The organism is Enterobacter cancerogenus, assembly GCF_019047785.1.
GTDB lineage: Bacteria > Pseudomonadota > Gammaproteobacteria > Enterobacterales > Enterobacteriaceae > Enterobacter > Enterobacter cancerogenus.
Genome location: NZ_CP077290.1, coordinates 1,578,241 through 1,594,537 on the forward strand (window position 1 = coordinate 1,578,241; position 16,297 = coordinate 1,594,537).

Sequence of the window (16,297 nt, forward strand, 5' to 3'; positions counted from 1 at the left end):
AGGCGAAAAAAAACGCACCATGGCAGTGCACGGTGCGTTTCATTTTTGCACCAACGGATATGCCCGTCGGCGCAATGCCTGATTATGGTGCATCAGGCGTTCAGGGACGCTTCCTCACGGGTGCTGGCGGCCAGCTCTTCACCGGCCAGTTGCAGCTGATACATCTGCCAGTAGCGCCCTTTCGCTTCGAGCAGCTCTCTGTGCGTGCCGCGCTCCACAACCTGTCCACGGTGCAGCACCAGAATAATGTCAGCATCCACAATCGTTGAAAGACGGTGGGCGATCGCCACCAGCGTCGTACGATCGCGTACGGCCGCCAGCGCCTGCTGGATCGCCTGTTCGGTGCCGGAATCAATGCTCGCCGTGGCTTCATCCAGAATCAGCACCTGCGGCGTGTCGATTAACACCCGCGCCAGCGCCAGAAGCTGTTTTTGCCCAACGGACAGATTGTTGCCCTGCTCGCCCAGTTTGGTGTTGATCCCGTCGCTAAACCCCCGCGCCAGGTCTGCCAGCTGCACCTTTTCCAGCACGTCCCAGACCTGTTCCTGAGTAAAGGGTCGGCCGAGCGTCACGTTGGCGAAGAAGGTATCGGCCAGCACGACCGGATCCTGCTGCACCATTGCGACGCCCTTACGCAGCGTGTTGTGACTTAATGATGCGAGAGGACGCCCGTCGAGACGAATTTCTCCCTGCGTTAAGGGGTAGTAGCCCATCAGCAGGCTGGCGAGCGTGCTTTTGCCGCTGCCGGTATGCCCCACTAAGGCCACAAAGCCGCGCGACGGGATATCCAGGGTGATGTCCTGCAGCACCAGCCGGTCATCGCGATAGGCAAAGGAGACGTTATCAAAGGCAATGCTGCCGCTTTGCAGCGGGCGGTCATCATCACCGTAGGTCTGACGCGGTCTGTCCATCAGTTCAAAAACGCGTTCCCCGGCGACGACCGCCTGCTGGAGCATCGACTGCTGCGTGGTCAGCTCAATCAGCGGTTCGTTGAGGCGGCCAAGGTAGCTGATAAAGGCGTACAGCACCCCAACCTCAATGGTCCCCTGGGTTGTCAGGCCAAACAGCATCAGCAGACCACACAGCACCAGCGCCGAGAATAGGCTCAGCAGCGGGCGTAACAGAAAACCGTCGAGGCGCAGCGTCTGCATTCTCGCCATATAGTGCGAACGGCTGGCTTCCCCCATCCGCTCGCCAAAGCGCGCCTGCTGGCGGAACTGCTGAATAACGCTCATGCCGTTGATCACTTCGTTAAAGCCATCGTTGATGTCCGCCAGATAGGCGCGCACCCGGCGAACAATAGGCGTGCTGTAGCGCTGGTAGATAACCATTACCGTCAGGACGGCCGGGAAGATGGTTATCGCCACCAGCGCCATCCGCCAGTCGAGGCTAAACATCGCCACCAGCATCGCGCCAATCAGCGCCGCGCTTCGCAAGACGGTTGCGACCACGGTGACGTAAAGATCGCGGATCACCTCGGTATCGTTAGTCACGCGCGAGATCACCTGCCCGACCGGCTGGGTATCAAATTCGCTCAACGGCTGGCGCAGCGCCGCATCCATAACATCCGTACGCAGCTGCTGCACGACGCCAACGGCCGCGCGGTTAAATAGCAGCGACTGGGCATAGTGCAGCCCGGCCGCCGTTAACTGAAGCCCGATATAGGCCACGCCCAGTCCCGCCACCAGCCCCAGCGGCAGATCGCGTTTCGCCACCATATTATCGATGAAGTAGCTGATGAGTAGCGGACCGCTCACTTCGGCAATGGCCGCAATCCACAACAGCCCCACGGCAATGGACAGCGGTTTTCGCCACGGCGAACCGTAGGCCAGCAGGCGTTTTAGCGTCGGCCACTGGGCGGTAAATTTACGCATCAGACGCCTCCTTTTCCGGTTCCGGCGCATCGTCCAGCGCCGCCTCAAGCTGCTGATAGCGGTACATATCGCGATACCAGCCGGGCGATTCAGCCAGCTGCTCGTGCTGCCCGCGCTGAGCAATGTGCCCGTGCTGCAGCACCAGAATTTCACTGGCCTCCGTCAGCGCCGACAAACGGTGCGCGCTGATGATCACCGTGCGTCCTTCCCCCCACTCGCGCAGGTTGTGCAGGATCTGATGTTCCGTTCGGCCATCAACGGCGGAGAGGGCGTCATCAAGGATCAGGATCTCCGCGTTCAGGAGCAGCGCGCGGGCAATGGAGATACGTTGTTTTTGCCCGCCAGACAGCATAACGCCACGCTCGCCCACTTCCGTTTCGTAACCCTGCGGCAGGCGCAGAATATCCTCGTGAACGCTGGCTAAGCGCGCCACATGCTCAATGTCTTCCTGCGTCGCCGAAGGGCAGCCGAGGGCGATGTTATTGGCGATGGTGTCAGAGAATAAAAACGGCGTCTGGCTGACCACCGCCAGGCGACTGCGCCACTCGTCCAGCAGCAGGTTACTCAGCGGAAGAGAGTGGAAACGAATGTCCCCCTTTGTCACATCGAAATGGCGCTGGAGCAGCGACAGAAGCGTGCTTTTGCCGGACCCGGTCGGGCCGCAAATCCCCAGCATCTGACCCGGTTCAAGCGTAAAGGTGACGTTCTCAAGCACCGGATGTTCCGTCTGCGGATAGCGAAACTCGCGGATGTCCGCCTGCACGATGCCACGCCCCTGCGGAACCGCTTCGCTGCCGTCATTGACGACCGGCGCTTCAGCCAGCATGGCGCGGATACGGCTATAGGCCGCGCTACCGCGCTCCACGATGTTAAACATCCATGCCAGAGCCAGCATCGGCCAGATCATCAGCCCCAGATACATGGCAAAGCTGGTGAGTTGCCCGAGGGTCATCGTTCCCTGCACCACCATCCAGCTGCCGCCGCCAATGGCCAGCAGGTTCGCCATACCGATCGCGATATAAATTGTGGGATCAAACCGGGCGTCAATCCGCGCCACGCGCATGTTTTTCGCCCCGGTATCGGCGGCATCGGCGGCAAACAGGGCTGACTGACGGTCTTCCAGACCAAAGGCTTTGATCATCCTGATGCTGGTCATGCTCTCCTGCGTGCGGTCGTTCAGGGAGGAAAACGCCGCCTGCGCCAGCTTGAAGCGCTCATGCAGCTTTTCGCCGTAGCGGTTGATGGCGAGCGCCATCAGCGGCATCGGCAGCAGCGCGAGCAGGGTGAGCTGCCAGCTGATCTGGGTCGACATGACGATCAGAACCGCGCAGCCCATCACCAGGGAATCGACCAGGGTCAACACCCCTTCCCCGGCGGCGAAGACCACGCGGTCGACGTCATTGGTCGCGCGGGCAATCAGATCCCCGGTGCGATGGCGCAGGTAAAATTCAGGATGCTGGCGGCTCAGTTGGCGGTAAAAATCTTCGCGCAGCTCAACGGCCAGCTGATAGGACGCCCCGAACAGCAGCACGCGCCACACGTAGCGCAGCAGGTAGACAATAACCGCGGTCAGCACCAGCGTTCCCACCCACATCATCACCCGTGCGGCGGTGTAATGCTGCTCGGTCACGCCGTCCACGACGTATCCCACCACTTTCGGCGGGAGCAGCTGCAGAATGGCAATAATAATAAGCAGGCAGACTGCACCGAGGTAGCGTTGCCACTCCCGACGAAAGTACCAGCTCAATTGGGCAAATAATCGCACGCGGTTTGTTCCTGAAGGTATTGTATGAAGTTATTCAATAGGTAACGCAGTGGTGTATTTAATCTGTTCCATCGCGAAGCTGGAGGTGACGTCCGACAAGCCCGGCACGCTGTTGACCAGCCGCTTGTAAAAGTCGTCGTAGCGCTTCATGTCAGCCACCTGGACGCGCATAAGGTAATCGTACTCACCGGCCATGCGCCAGAAACCGAGCACCTCAGGCATATCTGAAACCTGGTTAACGAAACGGCAATACCATTCACTGCTGTGATGCTGCGTTTTTATCAGGACAAAGGCGGTCAGCCCCAGCCCCAGTTTTTCGGGATCCAGTAGCGCCACGCGCCCCAGCAGGACGCCGTCATCTTCCAGCTTTTTCAGGCGCTTCCAGCAGGGTGTGGTGGTCAGATTAACGGCATCTGCCAGCGCCTGCAAAGAGAGGGTGCAGTCGTTTTGCAGCAGGCAAAGCAGCTTGCGGTCAATTTTATCTAGCATACCCACCTCACAGAGAAAATTTTTCTCCTTACATTCTATTTTAAAGGCCAGATAGCAACAATTTTTTCTGTGCTTTTCGCTATGCTGGGCACAAAATGACAAACGGATAAATACGATGAATAGCAACTGGGTTAAACATGCCATCAGCGAAATCAATGCCGATTACCAGCGTTCGGCTGATACCCATCTGATCCGCCTTTCGCTGCCCGGCTTTGCGGGCATTCAGCTCTATCTGAAAGATGAAAGCACCCATCCTACCGGTAGCCTGAAGCACCGCCTGGCGCGTTCGCTATTCTTATACGGGTTATGTAACGGCTGGATTAAAGAAGGCACCACCATCATTGAATCCTCATCCGGTTCAACGGCGGTCTCAGAGGCCTACTTTGCCCGCCTGCTTGGCCTGCCGTTTATCGCCGTGATGCCCTCCTGCACCGCCAAACGCAAAATCGAGCAGATCGAATTTTACGGCGGTCGCTGCCACTTTGTGGAAAGCGCCTGCGAAATCTACGCCGCATCGGAGATGCTGGCCCGCGAGCTGAACGGCCATTACATGGATCAGTTCACCTTTGCCGAGCGTGCGACCGACTGGCGGGGCAATAACAACATTGCCGACAGTATTTTCCGCCAGATGGCCCACGAGCCTCATCCGGTACCCTCCTGGGTTGTGATGAGCGCAGGCACCGGCGGCACCTCGGCGACAATCGGACGCTACATCCGCTGTCAGGGCTACGATACGCAGCTGATGGTGGTTGACCCGCAAAACTCGGTGTTCCTCGACTACTGGCAGAGCCGTGATGCCGGGCTGCGCAGCCCGGTGGGGAGCAAAATAGAAGGGATTGGTCGCCCGCGCGTAGAGCCGTCGTTTATTCCTGACGTGGTGGACGAGATGCTCCGCGTACCGGATGCGGCCAGCGTGGCGACGGCCCACTGGCTGGAGACACAGCTTGGCCGTAAGGTCGGTGCCTCCACCGGGACCAACATGTGGGGCGCGCTACAGCTGGCGGTGCGCATGCGCGAGGCCGGGAAAACAGGCTCTATCGTGACGCTGCTGTGCGACAGCGGTGAGCGCTATCTGGATACCTATTACAACACCGGGTGGGTGCAGGCCAATATCGGTGACATTGCGCCATGGAAAGCGCAAATTGCCGGGATGCTGAAATAAAAAAAAGCCAGACCGAAGTCTGGCTTGCTGGAAGGGTCTCACTATTCGGGGGAATACGGGAGGTTGTTGTTGTCCAGCCAATGAGTCAAAAAATGGGACACGGCTTCGTTACGGCAGTGTCCGATAACCGGCAGATGAGGTAGCTCAGCAATCAGCTGCGGCATCGCGTTCCCCATAATCACACCGCGACCGACGCTGCCCAGCATCTCGCGGTCGTTCATGGCGTCGCCGAACGCCATACAATCCTGCATCGTTAAGCCCAGGTGGTCGCTCAGCACCGCCAGGGCCGAGCCTTTGTTACAGCCCACCGGCAGCACTTCCAGACAGTCCACCGCCGAGAAGGTCAAATGCGCGCGGTTCCCTAACGCTTCGTTAAGCTGCACGCGCAGGCGGCGCAGATCGTCGTGATCGCCGCAGAAACAGATCTTGGTCACCGCATGCGCGGGGAGGCGGCGCAGATCGACGATCTGATAGCTGAACCCGCTATAAACGTGAGCGTGCAGCAGATCGGGGATCGCCTGTCCGGTAAACCAGCCGTTATCATTGAAGACATGTACGCTGGCCTGGGTATCCCAGGTACTGTGCAGCACAATGTCCGCCACTTCCGGGTTGAGATCCTGGCGGTGCAGCACATCGCCTTCGACGGAGTGGATCCGCGTCCCGTTACCTGTGATCAAAAACGCGTCCAGGGAAAACGCGCCCATCAGATGGCGCATCTCCAGAACATGACGACCGGTGGCAAATGTCAGAGTGATATCACGCTCGTGCAGACGCTTCAGCGTGTTCAGGGTGATTTCCCCTAAACGGTGATCCGGCATTAACAAGGTGCCGTCCATATCGAATGCTGCGAGCCGAGCCATGAGTACTCCTGAAAAAAGATGCAATTAACTTGTGCATCAGTATTGCGTGAGATATACGGAAGTAATAGTGAATAGATGATAATTATTGTTCCGGGTTTCTTATGCGCCTGCTTAACCGTCTCAATCAGTATCAACGCCTGTGGCAGCCCTCCGGTGGTGCGCCACAGCAGGTCACCGTCAACGAGCTTGCTGGCCGCTGTTTTTGCAGCGAGCGGCACGTGCGTACGCTGTTGCGCCAGGCGCAGGAGGCGGGCTGGCTAAGCTGGCGTGCGCAGTCCGGCCGCGGCAAGCGCGGTGAACTGACGTTCCACGTCACCCCGGAGTCCCTGCGTAATACGATGATGGAAGAGGCGCTGAAAAGCGGGCAGCAGCATAATGCGCTCGAACTGGCGCAGCTTGCGCCTGAGGATTTGCGCGCCCTGCTGCATCCGTTTATGGGTGGCCTTTGGGAGAACGATACGCCCGTGTTGCGCATCCCCTACTACCGCTCACTGGACCCGCTAACGCCCGGCTTTTTGCCCGGCCGGGCGGAGCAGCATCTGGCAAGCCAGGTCTTTTGCGGATTAACCCGCTTTCACGACAGCAGCAATGAACCGGCGGGCGATCTGGCGCACCACTGGGAGGTCTCTCCCGACGGGCTGCGCTGGCATTTTTATATCCGCTCCACGCTACACTGGCACAACGGCGATAAAGTCGACACCGCCCAGTTGCAGCAAAGCCTGCTGGGGCTGCTGACCATGCCCGCCCTGCAAAAGCTGTTTCAGAGCGTTTTGCGCGTTGAAGTGACGCATCCTCAGTGCCTGACGTTTATGCTGCATCGCCCGGATTACTGGCTGGCGCACCGGCTGGCAACCTACTGCAGCCGGCTTGCGCACCCTGACCAGCCGATGACGGGCTGCGGTCCGTTCAGGCTTACCCTGTATGATGCGGAGCTGGTCCGTCTTGAAAGCCATGAGCAGTACCACTTGAGCCATCCGCTGCTGAAAGCGATCGAGTTCTGGATCACCCCACAGCTTTTCGATTCCGGGCTGGGAACAAGCTGCCGTCACCCGGTTCAAATCGCCATTGGCGAGCCGGACGAGCTGGCCAGTCTGCGGCTGGTGAGTAACAGCACCAGCCTCGGCTTTTGCTATCTCACGCTTAAACAGGGCGGCCGCCTCAGCGAACGCCAGGCGAAACGGCTGGTCAATATCATCCACCTTTCCACGCTCCTGCACACCCTTCCGCTGGACGAGGGGTTAATCACCCCTACAGAGGAGTTGCTTCCCGGGTGGCACATTCCCGAGTGGCCGGACCTCACCGACGTGCCGCTGCCGCAAACGCTGACGCTGGTTTACCATCTTCCCGTTGAGCTACACACCATGGCGAACCAGTTGAAAGCGTATCTTTCCCGGCAAGGCTGTGAGCTGACCCTGATTTTTCATGACGCCAAAAACTGGGATGGATGCCCGGCCCTGGCGCAGGCCGACATCATGATGGGCGATCGTTTGATTGGCGAAGCGCCGGAATATACGCTCGAACAGTGGTTACGCTGCGACCCGCTGTGGCCGCATCTGTTAAGCGCGCCGCAGTATTCGCACCTGCAGGCGACGCTGGACGCGGTGCAAACGCAGGTGGATGAGCAGGCACGGCACGCCGGGCTTAAAGCGATATTCAGCCAGCTGATGGAAAATGCGGTGCTGACGCCGCTGTTTAACTATCAGTACCGGATCAGCGCCCCGCCGGGCGTCAACGGGATACGGTTGAATACCCGGGGCTGGTTTGACTTCACCGAAGCCTGGCTTCCGGCCCTCAAATCGTGAAGGGGCTGGTCGCCGCCATAGCCAGGCGGTAACATAACGTTTTTACCGTAACTGTCGAGATGATTTATGAAACGTGCCGTCGTCGTGTTCAGCGGAGGACAAGATTCCACTACCTGCCTGATTCAGGCCCTTCATCAGTACGATGAAGTTCACTGTGTCACTTTCGATTATGGTCAACGCCATCGCGCAGAAATCGACGTTGCGCGCGAACTGGCCTTGAAACTGGGCGCACGTGCGCACAAGGTGCTGGACGTTAACCTGTTAAACGAACTGGCCGTGAGCAGCCTCACCCGCGACAGTATTCCGGTTCCTGATTACAAACCTGACGCCAGCGGCATCCCGAACACCTTTGTGCCGGGCCGCAATATCCTCTTTCTGACCTTAACCGCGATCTATGCATACCAGGTTAAAGCCGAAGCGGTGATCACCGGCGTGTGTGAAACCGATTTTTCAGGCTATCCGGATTGCCGCGATGAGTTCGTCAAGGCATTGAACCACGCGGTAAACCTTGGCATGGCGAAAGAGACGCGCTTCGAAACGCCGCTGATGTGGCTCGACAAAGCCGAAACCTGGGCGCTGGCAGACTACTGGGGCAAACTGGACCTGGTGCGCAGCGAAACCCTGACCTGCTACAACGGCATCAAAGGCGACGGGTGCGGCCAGTGTGCGGCCTGTAACCTGCGTGCTAATGGCCTGAATCACTACCTGGACGATAAACCCGGCGTGATGGCCGCCATGAAGCAAAAGACCGGCCTGAAATAACCAGGCATTACACCGTGCTGCCGCCACGTTAGCGCCGACAGCACGGTGATATCTATCTCACCTTACACGATCATCAACTCCAGCTTTTCACGTAACTCCCCTTCCAGCGGCAGCGCTTTTTGCGTTTTGAGATCGATGCACACAAAGGTGATCAGGGCATCCGCTACCACCTGCCCTTCTGGATCCAGCGTCACCACCTGGCTTAGTACACCACTTTTTCCGTTAAGCTGCTGGACCTGGCTGGTCACGGTCAGGACATCGCCCAGCACGGCCGGACGTCGGTAGTTGATATTAATATTGACGACCACAAACGCGATGTTGTGTGCGGTCAGCCACTGAAAACTGTCGCTGTTTTCCAGGCCATCCCAGCGAGCCTCTTCCAGAAATTCGAGATAGCGAGCGTTATTGACGTGCTGGTACACATCAAGATGGAAACCGCGTACTTTGATTTTTGTCTGCATAGCGCAAAAGCCTTTACTGTAGTTATAGGTTCAGAGGTCATAACTGGTATGACCTCTTTATCCTGGCAAATTTTTGCCGCCGTGCAAGTTATTGTGTGATTACAACGTCAGGTGTGAGAGGTTGCGCTCAACCAGCGAGCTCCCCATGCCCGGGACCTGTTTCAGATCGTCGAGCGTTTTAAATGGACCGTACTCTTCCCGGTAGCTGACGATCGCCTGGGCTTTTTTCAGGCCGACGCCGTTCATCGCGCGGGCAAGATCCTCTGCCGATGCCGAATTGATGCTCACTCGCGTGCCGTCATCCTCCGCGCTTTTACCCGCGTCAATGGCTTTCATTTGCCCCTGCGCCTGTGCGGTTGAATCAGATTTACTCTGGGCAGCCTGCGTTTTAGCTGCGGGCGTTGTCGCCAGCGCGCCTGCGCTCATCCCGGTGGTGGCAATAGCCAGTGTAATAAGCAGTGCTTTGATTCCACGTTTCATGCTGTTTTCTCCTTGTTTGTTGACAGCCACATCACGATAGCGACAAGGGAAAACAGGCACAAACGGCAGATAACAGAAATGGAAAAGGCCGCGAAAGCGGCCTTTAGGTTTTGCAGAGCGTTACGAAAATCTGCGAGCAGCGACGTAATTATTGCTGCTGCGTGATGACGTCGCCGAGCTTAATTTTGGCTTCTTTACGCAGGTTGCTCATCATCGCTTCGAACGTGATCTGAGCGTTGTTCTGGGTGATACCCTGAACCATCGCTTTTTTCTGTGCGTCCGGCAGCGTTCCCGCTTTCACTTCATCCAGCGCCAGCAGAACCACGTTACCCTGCATATCGGTTGCAGTGCCGTAGCCTGGCTTGCCTTTGGCTGGCTGGCTCAGGCTGAACGCCGCCTGGCTGACAGGGTCCTGACCGGTACGGCTCAGCGTTTTCGCTTCACCGAAGCTCAGACCCGCAGCTTTCAGTGCTTCATCACCTTTGCCCGCCTTCAGAGCGGCCAGCAGTTTTTCAGCGTCCAGTTTCGCCTGCTGCTCGGCTTTGCTGTGTTTAACCTGGGCAATCACCTGGTCTTTCACCTCAGCCAGCGGTTTCACCGCTTCAGCTTTATGCTCGGTCACGCGCAGCACGAAGGCACGGTCACCGTCGACGGTAATGATGTCTGAGTTGCTACCCGGCGCACCGTTTTCGCCCACCAGACCACCGTTGAAGATGGCATCAGAAACCGGCTTGAAGTTCAGCTCTTCCGGCAGGTTGTCATGGCCGAACCAGCCCGTCTCAACGGCTTTCACACCCGCGGCCTGCTCTGCACCCGCCAGAGATTCGTTATCGTTGCTCGCGGCATCGCTCACTTTCTGCTGCAGGGCGTAGAAGGCATCCAGCGCTTTTTCCTGCTTCACTTTGGCCGCGATCTCATCGCGCACCTCAGCCAGCGGCTTGGTTTTCGCGGCCTGAACATCGTCCAGACGCGCCACGAGGAAACCAACGGAGGATTTAATCACGCCAGACAGCTGGCCTTTGTCTTTCAGACCGGCGTTTTTCAGTTCGTCCGGGGTCGTTGCCGCTTCCAGCCAGCCCATATCGCCACCATTTTTGGCAGAGATGATGTCGGTGGATTTTGCTTTCGCCAGCGTCGCGAAATCGGCACCTTTGTTCAGCTCGTCGAGAACGGCTTTGGCATCGGCTTCGGTTTTGGTCTGGATCACGCTGTAGCGGTTACGCTGCGGCTGGGTGAACTGATCCTGGTGCTGGTCGTAGTAAGACTGAATGTCCGCATCTGAGGCATTCCCCTGCAGAGCGGCAGCATCCAGCTTGATGTAGCTTACGCGGAACTGCTCAGGCGCAACGAAGGAATTCTTGTTCTGCTCGTACCAGGCGTTCACTTCGGCGTCGCTCACCTGCTGCTTCGCAGCCAGGGCGTTGACGTCGATAGTCGCTTCACGCACAACGCGCTGTTGCGCCACCAGCGCAGCCAGTTCGTCCGTTTCACCTTTGAGCATGAAATCCGTGCCCACAACGGCATTGATGAGCTGCTGGGTGGTCAGTTGGTTACGCAGCGCCTGCGCGTACTGGTCTGCCGTCATCCCCATCTGATTAACGATGCTGTTATAACGGGCGTTATCAAATTTACCGTTAGACTGGAATGCCTGCGTCGCGAAGATCGCTTTTTTAACCTGCTCGTCGCTGATCCCCAGCCCCAGATTTTTGGCATACTGGTCAAGCAGCGCTTCATCGATAAGACGGTTCAGCGTCTGCTGGCGCAGGTTATTCATGTAGCCTTCGTTTGCAGCCAGTTCAGAGAATTGATCGCCCAGCTGTTGCTGCATACGGTTACGTTCACCGGCGAAAGCATTCTCAAACTGCCCACGGCTAATTTCCTGGCCATTCACTTTTGCGGCATAGTTGGCGCCACCGCCGATGAGGTAGCTACTCACGCCGGTCAATATGAACGACACGATAATGATACCGAATATAATCTTGAGCACGAGACTGTTAGCAGCCGTGCGTAAGCTGTCCATCATGGTGTAACAACACTCCGCTGTATGTGACTGGTTACCTGACGCTAACGGAAAATCCTGACCGCTGCGCGTAAAGGCGTATTGTGACAAGAAACCAGTGCGATTGTCAGCCCACAACTCGCATAAACTCGCACAAATCAGGCCTGGACAAACAAAAAAGGCACATCGAATGATGCGCCCTTATACTTTTCGGCTTCCCTTAAGCGGGAAAGCAATCAGTTTACTGCGTCTTTCAGCGCTTTACCTGCACGGAAGCCCGGCACTTTAGCGGCAGCAATAGTGATCTCTTTACCGGTTTGAGGGTTGCGGCCAGTACGGGCAGCACGCTCTTTAACAGCAAAAGTACCGAAACCAACCAGTGCAACGTCGTCCCCAGCCTGCAGAGATTCAGTAACAGAAGCAATTAAAGCATCTAACGCACGTCCAGCTGCAGCTTTAGAAATATCAGCACCAGCAGCAATTTTGTCAATCAGTTGAGATTTATTCACTGTTCTCTTCCTCTCTTTATAATTTATATCGCGTCTGAATCCTTCACAACGCGACCGCGCAGCAGTTATATCAGGCCTGCCATGACCTTACAACACCCGTTGTTGATGGCTGGCCCGATCAGCAATCTAAATTAGCTATACAAAAAAAGGCTGGCAAGTACGAAATGACTTACCAGCCTTGTTTTTATTGACGCTCTTTGCGCGAGGTCACTATTTTGCGGTTACAACCTGCATTCCGGAGGGTTCATTCTGCAGTGCGAGAGTCAGAACTTCCTCAATGCGTTTCACCGGATGGATCTGCAGATCGGCAATAACGTTGTCCGGAATCTCTTCCAGGTCACGTTTATTTTCGTCCGGAATTAATACGGTTTTGATCCCACCACGATGCGCCGCCAGCAGTTTTTCTTTCAATCCACCGATTGGCAGAACCTGGCCGCGCAGGGTGATTTCACCCGTCATCGCCACATCGGCACGCACCGGGTTACCCGTCAGGCAAGAGACCAGCGCGGTACACATCGCGATACCGGCGCTTGGGCCGTCTTTCGGCGTTGCCCCTTCAGGAACGTGAACGTGGATGTCGCGTTTTTCGTAGAAATCAGGGTTGATGCCCAGTTTCTCCGCACGCGCACGCACCACGGTCAGCGCTGCCTGAATGGATTCCTGCATCACTTCACCCAGCGAGCCGGTATAGGTCAGCTTGCCTTTGCCCGGTACACAGGCGGTTTCGATGGTCAGCAGATCGCCACCCACTTCCGTCCATGCCAGACCAGTAACCTGGCCCACGCGGTTCTCGTTGTCGGCACGACCGTAGTCGAAGCGCTGAACGCCAAGGTACGCATGCAGGTTGTCGCCGTTAATCTCAATGTGCTTCAGGCTCTTATCCAGCAGCAGCTGTTTCACCGCTTTACGGCACAGCTTAGAGATTTCACGTTCAAGGCTACGCACGCCCGCTTCACGGGTGTAGTAACGAATGATGCCAATAATCGCGCTGTCATCAACTGTCAGCTCGTTGGCTTTCAGGGCGTTACGCTCAATCTGCTTCGGCAGCAGGTGCTGCTTAGCGATGTTCAGCTTCTCATCTTCGGTATAACCGGACAGACGGATCACTTCCATACGATCCAGCAGCGGAGCCGGAATATTCATGGAGTTGGAGGTCGCCACGAACATCACATCGCTCAGGTCGTAGTCCACTTCCAGATAGTGATCGCTGAACGCCACGTTCTGTTCTGGATCAAGCACTTCAAGCAGTGCAGACGCCGGATCGCCACGCATGTCCGAGGACATCTTGTCGATTTCATCGAGCAGGAACAGCGGGTTTTTAACCCCCACTTTCGCCATCTTCTGGATCAGTTTACCCGGCATGGAGCCGATATAGGTCCGACGGTGACCGCGGATTTCCGCTTCATCACGTACGCCGCCCAATGCCATGCGGATATACTTACGTCCGGTCGCTTTCGCGATGGACTGGCCCAGAGAGGTTTTACCTACCCCTGGCGGCCCAACCAGACACAGGATTGGCCCTTTGATTTTGTTTACACGGCTCTGTACCGCGAGGTACTCAAGAATGCGGTCTTTCACGCGTTCCAGGCCGTAGTGGTCGGTATCAAGGATTTCCTGCGCCTGACGCAGGTCTTTTTTGACCTTGCTGCGGGCGTTCCACGGAACCTGTACCATCCACTCAATGTAGCCACGCACAACGGTCGCTTCAGCCGACATTGGAGACATCATTTTCAGCTTCTGCAGTTCTGCTTCGGCTTTCTCTTTCGCCTCTTTCGGCATCTTCGCCGCGTCGATTTTACGCTTCAGCGCTTCGTTTTCGTCCGGCGCGTCGTCCATCTCGCCCAGTTCTTTCTGAATGGCTTTCATTTGCTCATTCAGATAGTACTCACGCTGAGATTTCTCCATCTGCTTTTTCACGCGGTTGCGAATGCGCTTCTCAACCTGCAGCAGATCGATTTCAGACTCCATCATCGCCATCAGATATTCCAGACGTTCATTAACGTCGGACATCTCCAGCACGGACTGTTTGTCCGTCAGCTTCAGCGGCATATGCGCTGCGATGGTGTCAGCCAGACGTGCAGGATCGTCAATGCTGTTCAGCGACGTCAGCACTTCTGGTGGGATTTTCTTGTTCAGCTTGATATAGCCTTCAAACTGGCTAATCGCGGTGCGCACCAGCACTTCCTGCTCGCGCTCATCAAGCTGTGGCGAATCAAGGTACTCTGCCTTCGCAGAGAAATGCTCGCCATTGTCAGACAGAGTGGTAATACGCGCACGCTGCAGCCCTTCTACCAGCACCTTAACGGTGCCGTCAGGCAGCTTCAGCATCTGCAAAATAGAGGCCACGGTCCCGACGGTGAAAAGATCGTTTACACCCGGCTCATCCGTTGATGCTTCTTTCTGGGCAACCAACATGATTTTTTTATCATGATCCATGGCGGCTTCGAGGCAACGGATAGATTTTTCCCGCCCTACAAATAAGGGTATGACCATGTGCGGATAAACCACCACATCGCGCAACGGCAATACGGGGATTTCAATGCGTTCAGAACGCTCAGGATTCATAGAGCTCTCTCTTAGTTTAGTGTCCGCCAGGTAAACTGGTCATGTAACTGTGCTTCACACAACCATTAACATGTAATCCAGTATATGGGGATGTATTCCATACATTCAACGCCATGAATAAGGAAAAAATAAAGGGGAGATAAAATCCCCCCTTTTTGATTAACTGCTTGTATGAATTGGCGAATTATTCGCCAGATGCCTGCTGCGCTTCCGGCTTACCGTAAATCAGTAACGGTTTGCTTTGACCGCCGATAACTGACTCATCAATCACCACTTTCTCGACATCTTCCATGGACGGTAAATCGTACATGGTATCGAGCAGCGCCGCTTCGACGATAGAGCGAAGACCACGGGCACCGGTTTTACGGATCATGGCTTTCTTCGCAATCGCGTCCAGCGCTTCGTCACGGAACTCCAGCTCAACGCCTTCCAGATTAAACAGCGCCTGATACTGCTTGGTCAGGGCGTTTTTCGGCTCTTTCAGGATCTGGATCAGCGCGTCTTCGCTCAGCTCGTTCAGCGTGGCGACAACCGGCAGACGACCAATAAACTCAGGGATCAGACCAAATTTGATCAGATCTTCTGGTTCAACCTGTGAGAGCAGCTCGCCTTCGTTCGGTTTTTCGGACGTGGATTTCACCGTCGCGCCAAAACCAATGCCGGAGCCGGTTTCAACACGGTGAGAGATCACTTTATCCAGACCGGCGAACGCACCACCACAGATGAACAGGATCTTGGAGGTATCAACCTGCAGGAACTCCTGCTGCGGATGTTTACGTCCACCCTGCGGTGGAACCGCGGCAACGGTGCCTTCGATCAGCTTCAGCAGAGCCTGCTGTACGCCTTCACCCGATACGTCACGGGTGATAGACGGGTTATCTGACTTACGGGAGATCTTGTCGATCTCATCGATGTAGACAATCCCGCGCTGTGCTTTCTGCACGTCGTAATCGCACTTCTGCAGCAGTTTCTGAATGATATTTTCAACGTCTTCACCCACGTAACCGGCTTCGGTCAGCGTGGTAGCATCGGCCATGGTGAAAGGAACATCCAGCAGGCGTGCCAGCGTTTCAGCCAGCAGCGTTTTACCAGAACCCGTCGGCCCGATCAGCAAAATGTTACTTTTACCCAGTTCAACACCATTACTGGTGTCGCCGTTACGCAAACGTTTATAGTGGTTGTACACCGCAACGGCCAGCACTTTCTTAGCCTGCTCCTGACCGATGACATAGTCGTCAAGATGATGACGAATCTCATGCGGTGTTGGCAGTGCGCTGCGTTCACGGTGAGGCGCTACTTCTTTAATCTCTTCGCGAATGATGTCGTTACATAAGTCGACACATTCGTCGCAGATATACACGGACGGCCCCGCAATCAGTTTACGCACTTCATGCTGGCTTTTGCCGCAAAAAGAGCAGTACAGCAGTTTGCCCGAACCATCTTTGCGTTTATCTGTCATGAGTCCAAACCTCTTTTTAAGTTCTTTGTGCCGCACATGACGACGCAAATGCCATTCTCAGACGCAAGCTGTTTACAGCAGCGTGCCGCCCTACCTTAGTATAGCGGCAC

13 protein-coding genes are annotated in these 16,297 nt (G+C 56.1%); 3 read left to right on the forward strand and 10 right to left on the reverse strand.

Going from position 1 to position 16,297, the window contains the following annotated elements; genetic code table 11:
* Nucleotides 1-92: 92 nt before the first annotated feature.
* Genes I6L58_RS07475 through I6L58_RS07485 form a run of 3 tightly spaced genes read right to left on the reverse strand, consistent with a single transcriptional unit; the run spans nucleotide 93 to nucleotide 4,128 of the window.
* Entirely contained in the window at nucleotides 93-1,874 is a 1,782-nt protein-coding gene (locus I6L58_RS07475) for a SmdB family multidrug efflux ABC transporter permease/ATP-binding protein (RefSeq protein ID WP_006176920.1), read from the reverse strand.
* The gene (locus tag I6L58_RS07480; protein WP_088207838.1) at nucleotides 1,867-3,639 is read right to left on the reverse strand and encodes a SmdA family multidrug ABC transporter permease/ATP-binding protein; all 1,773 of its coding nucleotides are present in this window, start codon (nucleotides 3,637-3,639) and stop codon (nucleotides 1,867-1,869) included. The genes I6L58_RS07475 and I6L58_RS07480 overlap by 8 nt, the downstream gene beginning before the upstream one ends.
* A 30-nt stretch (nucleotides 3,640-3,669) precedes the next feature.
* A complete protein-coding gene (locus I6L58_RS07485; RefSeq protein WP_006176918.1) occupies nucleotides 3,670-4,128 on the reverse strand; it encodes an Lrp/AsnC family transcriptional regulator in 459 nt (152 codons plus the stop codon).
* Between the two features lie 115 nt (nucleotides 4,129-4,243).
* On the opposite strand from I6L58_RS07485, the gene I6L58_RS07490 reads away from it, so the two are divergent.
* On the forward strand, nucleotides 4,244-5,290 hold the full coding sequence (locus I6L58_RS07490) for a PLP-dependent cysteine synthase family protein (RefSeq protein ID WP_088207839.1): 1,047 nt from the start codon (nucleotides 4,244-4,246) through the stop codon (nucleotides 5,288-5,290).
* 41 nt (nucleotides 5,291-5,331) lie between these two features.
* On the opposite strand, the gene cof is transcribed toward I6L58_RS07490, so the two are convergent.
* Complete coding sequence (gene cof / locus I6L58_RS07495; RefSeq protein ID WP_088207840.1) at nucleotides 5,332-6,150, reverse strand: HMP-PP phosphatase; 819 nt, start codon at nucleotides 6,148-6,150, stop codon at nucleotides 5,332-5,334.
* A 101-nt stretch (nucleotides 6,151-6,251) separates the two neighbouring features.
* On the opposite strand from cof, the gene I6L58_RS07500 reads away from it, so the two are divergent.
* Entirely contained in the window at nucleotides 6,252-7,952 is a 1,701-nt protein-coding gene (locus I6L58_RS07500) for an SgrR family transcriptional regulator (protein ID WP_088207841.1), read from the forward strand.
* A gap of 66 nt (nucleotides 7,953-8,018) precedes the next feature.
* On the forward strand, nucleotides 8,019-8,714 hold the full coding sequence (gene queC, locus I6L58_RS07505; protein WP_088207842.1) for a 7-cyano-7-deazaguanine synthase QueC: 696 nt from the start codon (nucleotides 8,019-8,021) through the stop codon (nucleotides 8,712-8,714).
* 62 nt (nucleotides 8,715-8,776) lie between these two features.
* On the opposite strand, the gene I6L58_RS07510 is transcribed toward queC, so the two are convergent.
* From I6L58_RS07510 to clpX, 6 genes are all read right to left on the reverse strand, one after another.
* Entirely contained in the window at nucleotides 8,777-9,175 is a 399-nt protein-coding gene (locus I6L58_RS07510) for a YbgC/FadM family acyl-CoA thioesterase (RefSeq protein ID WP_006176913.1), read from the reverse strand.
* A 99-nt stretch (nucleotides 9,176-9,274) separates the two neighbouring features.
* Nucleotides 9,275-9,655, reverse strand: coding sequence for a helix-hairpin-helix domain-containing protein (locus tag I6L58_RS07515; protein ID WP_088207843.1), 381 nt, complete (start codon nucleotides 9,653-9,655; stop codon nucleotides 9,275-9,277).
* A gap of 148 nt (nucleotides 9,656-9,803) precedes the next feature.
* The gene (gene ppiD / locus I6L58_RS07520) at nucleotides 9,804-11,678 is read right to left on the reverse strand and encodes a peptidylprolyl isomerase (protein ID WP_088207844.1); all 1,875 of its coding nucleotides are present in this window, start codon (nucleotides 11,676-11,678) and stop codon (nucleotides 9,804-9,806) included.
* A gap of 212 nt (nucleotides 11,679-11,890) precedes the next feature.
* Complete coding sequence (gene hupB / locus I6L58_RS07525; protein WP_002444653.1) at nucleotides 11,891-12,163, reverse strand: nucleoid-associated protein HU-beta; 273 nt, start codon at nucleotides 12,161-12,163, stop codon at nucleotides 11,891-11,893.
* Between the two features lie 210 nt (nucleotides 12,164-12,373).
* A complete protein-coding gene (lon, locus tag I6L58_RS07530) occupies nucleotides 12,374-14,728 on the reverse strand; it encodes an endopeptidase La (protein WP_006176909.1) in 2,355 nt (784 codons plus the stop codon).
* A 184-nt stretch (nucleotides 14,729-14,912) separates the two neighbouring features.
* Nucleotides 14,913-16,187 (reverse strand): ATP-dependent protease ATP-binding subunit ClpX, encoded by a 1,275-nt coding sequence (gene clpX, locus I6L58_RS07535; RefSeq protein ID WP_006176908.1) that lies wholly within the window; start codon nucleotides 16,185-16,187, stop codon nucleotides 14,913-14,915.
* Nucleotides 16,188-16,297 lie beyond the last annotated feature (110 nt).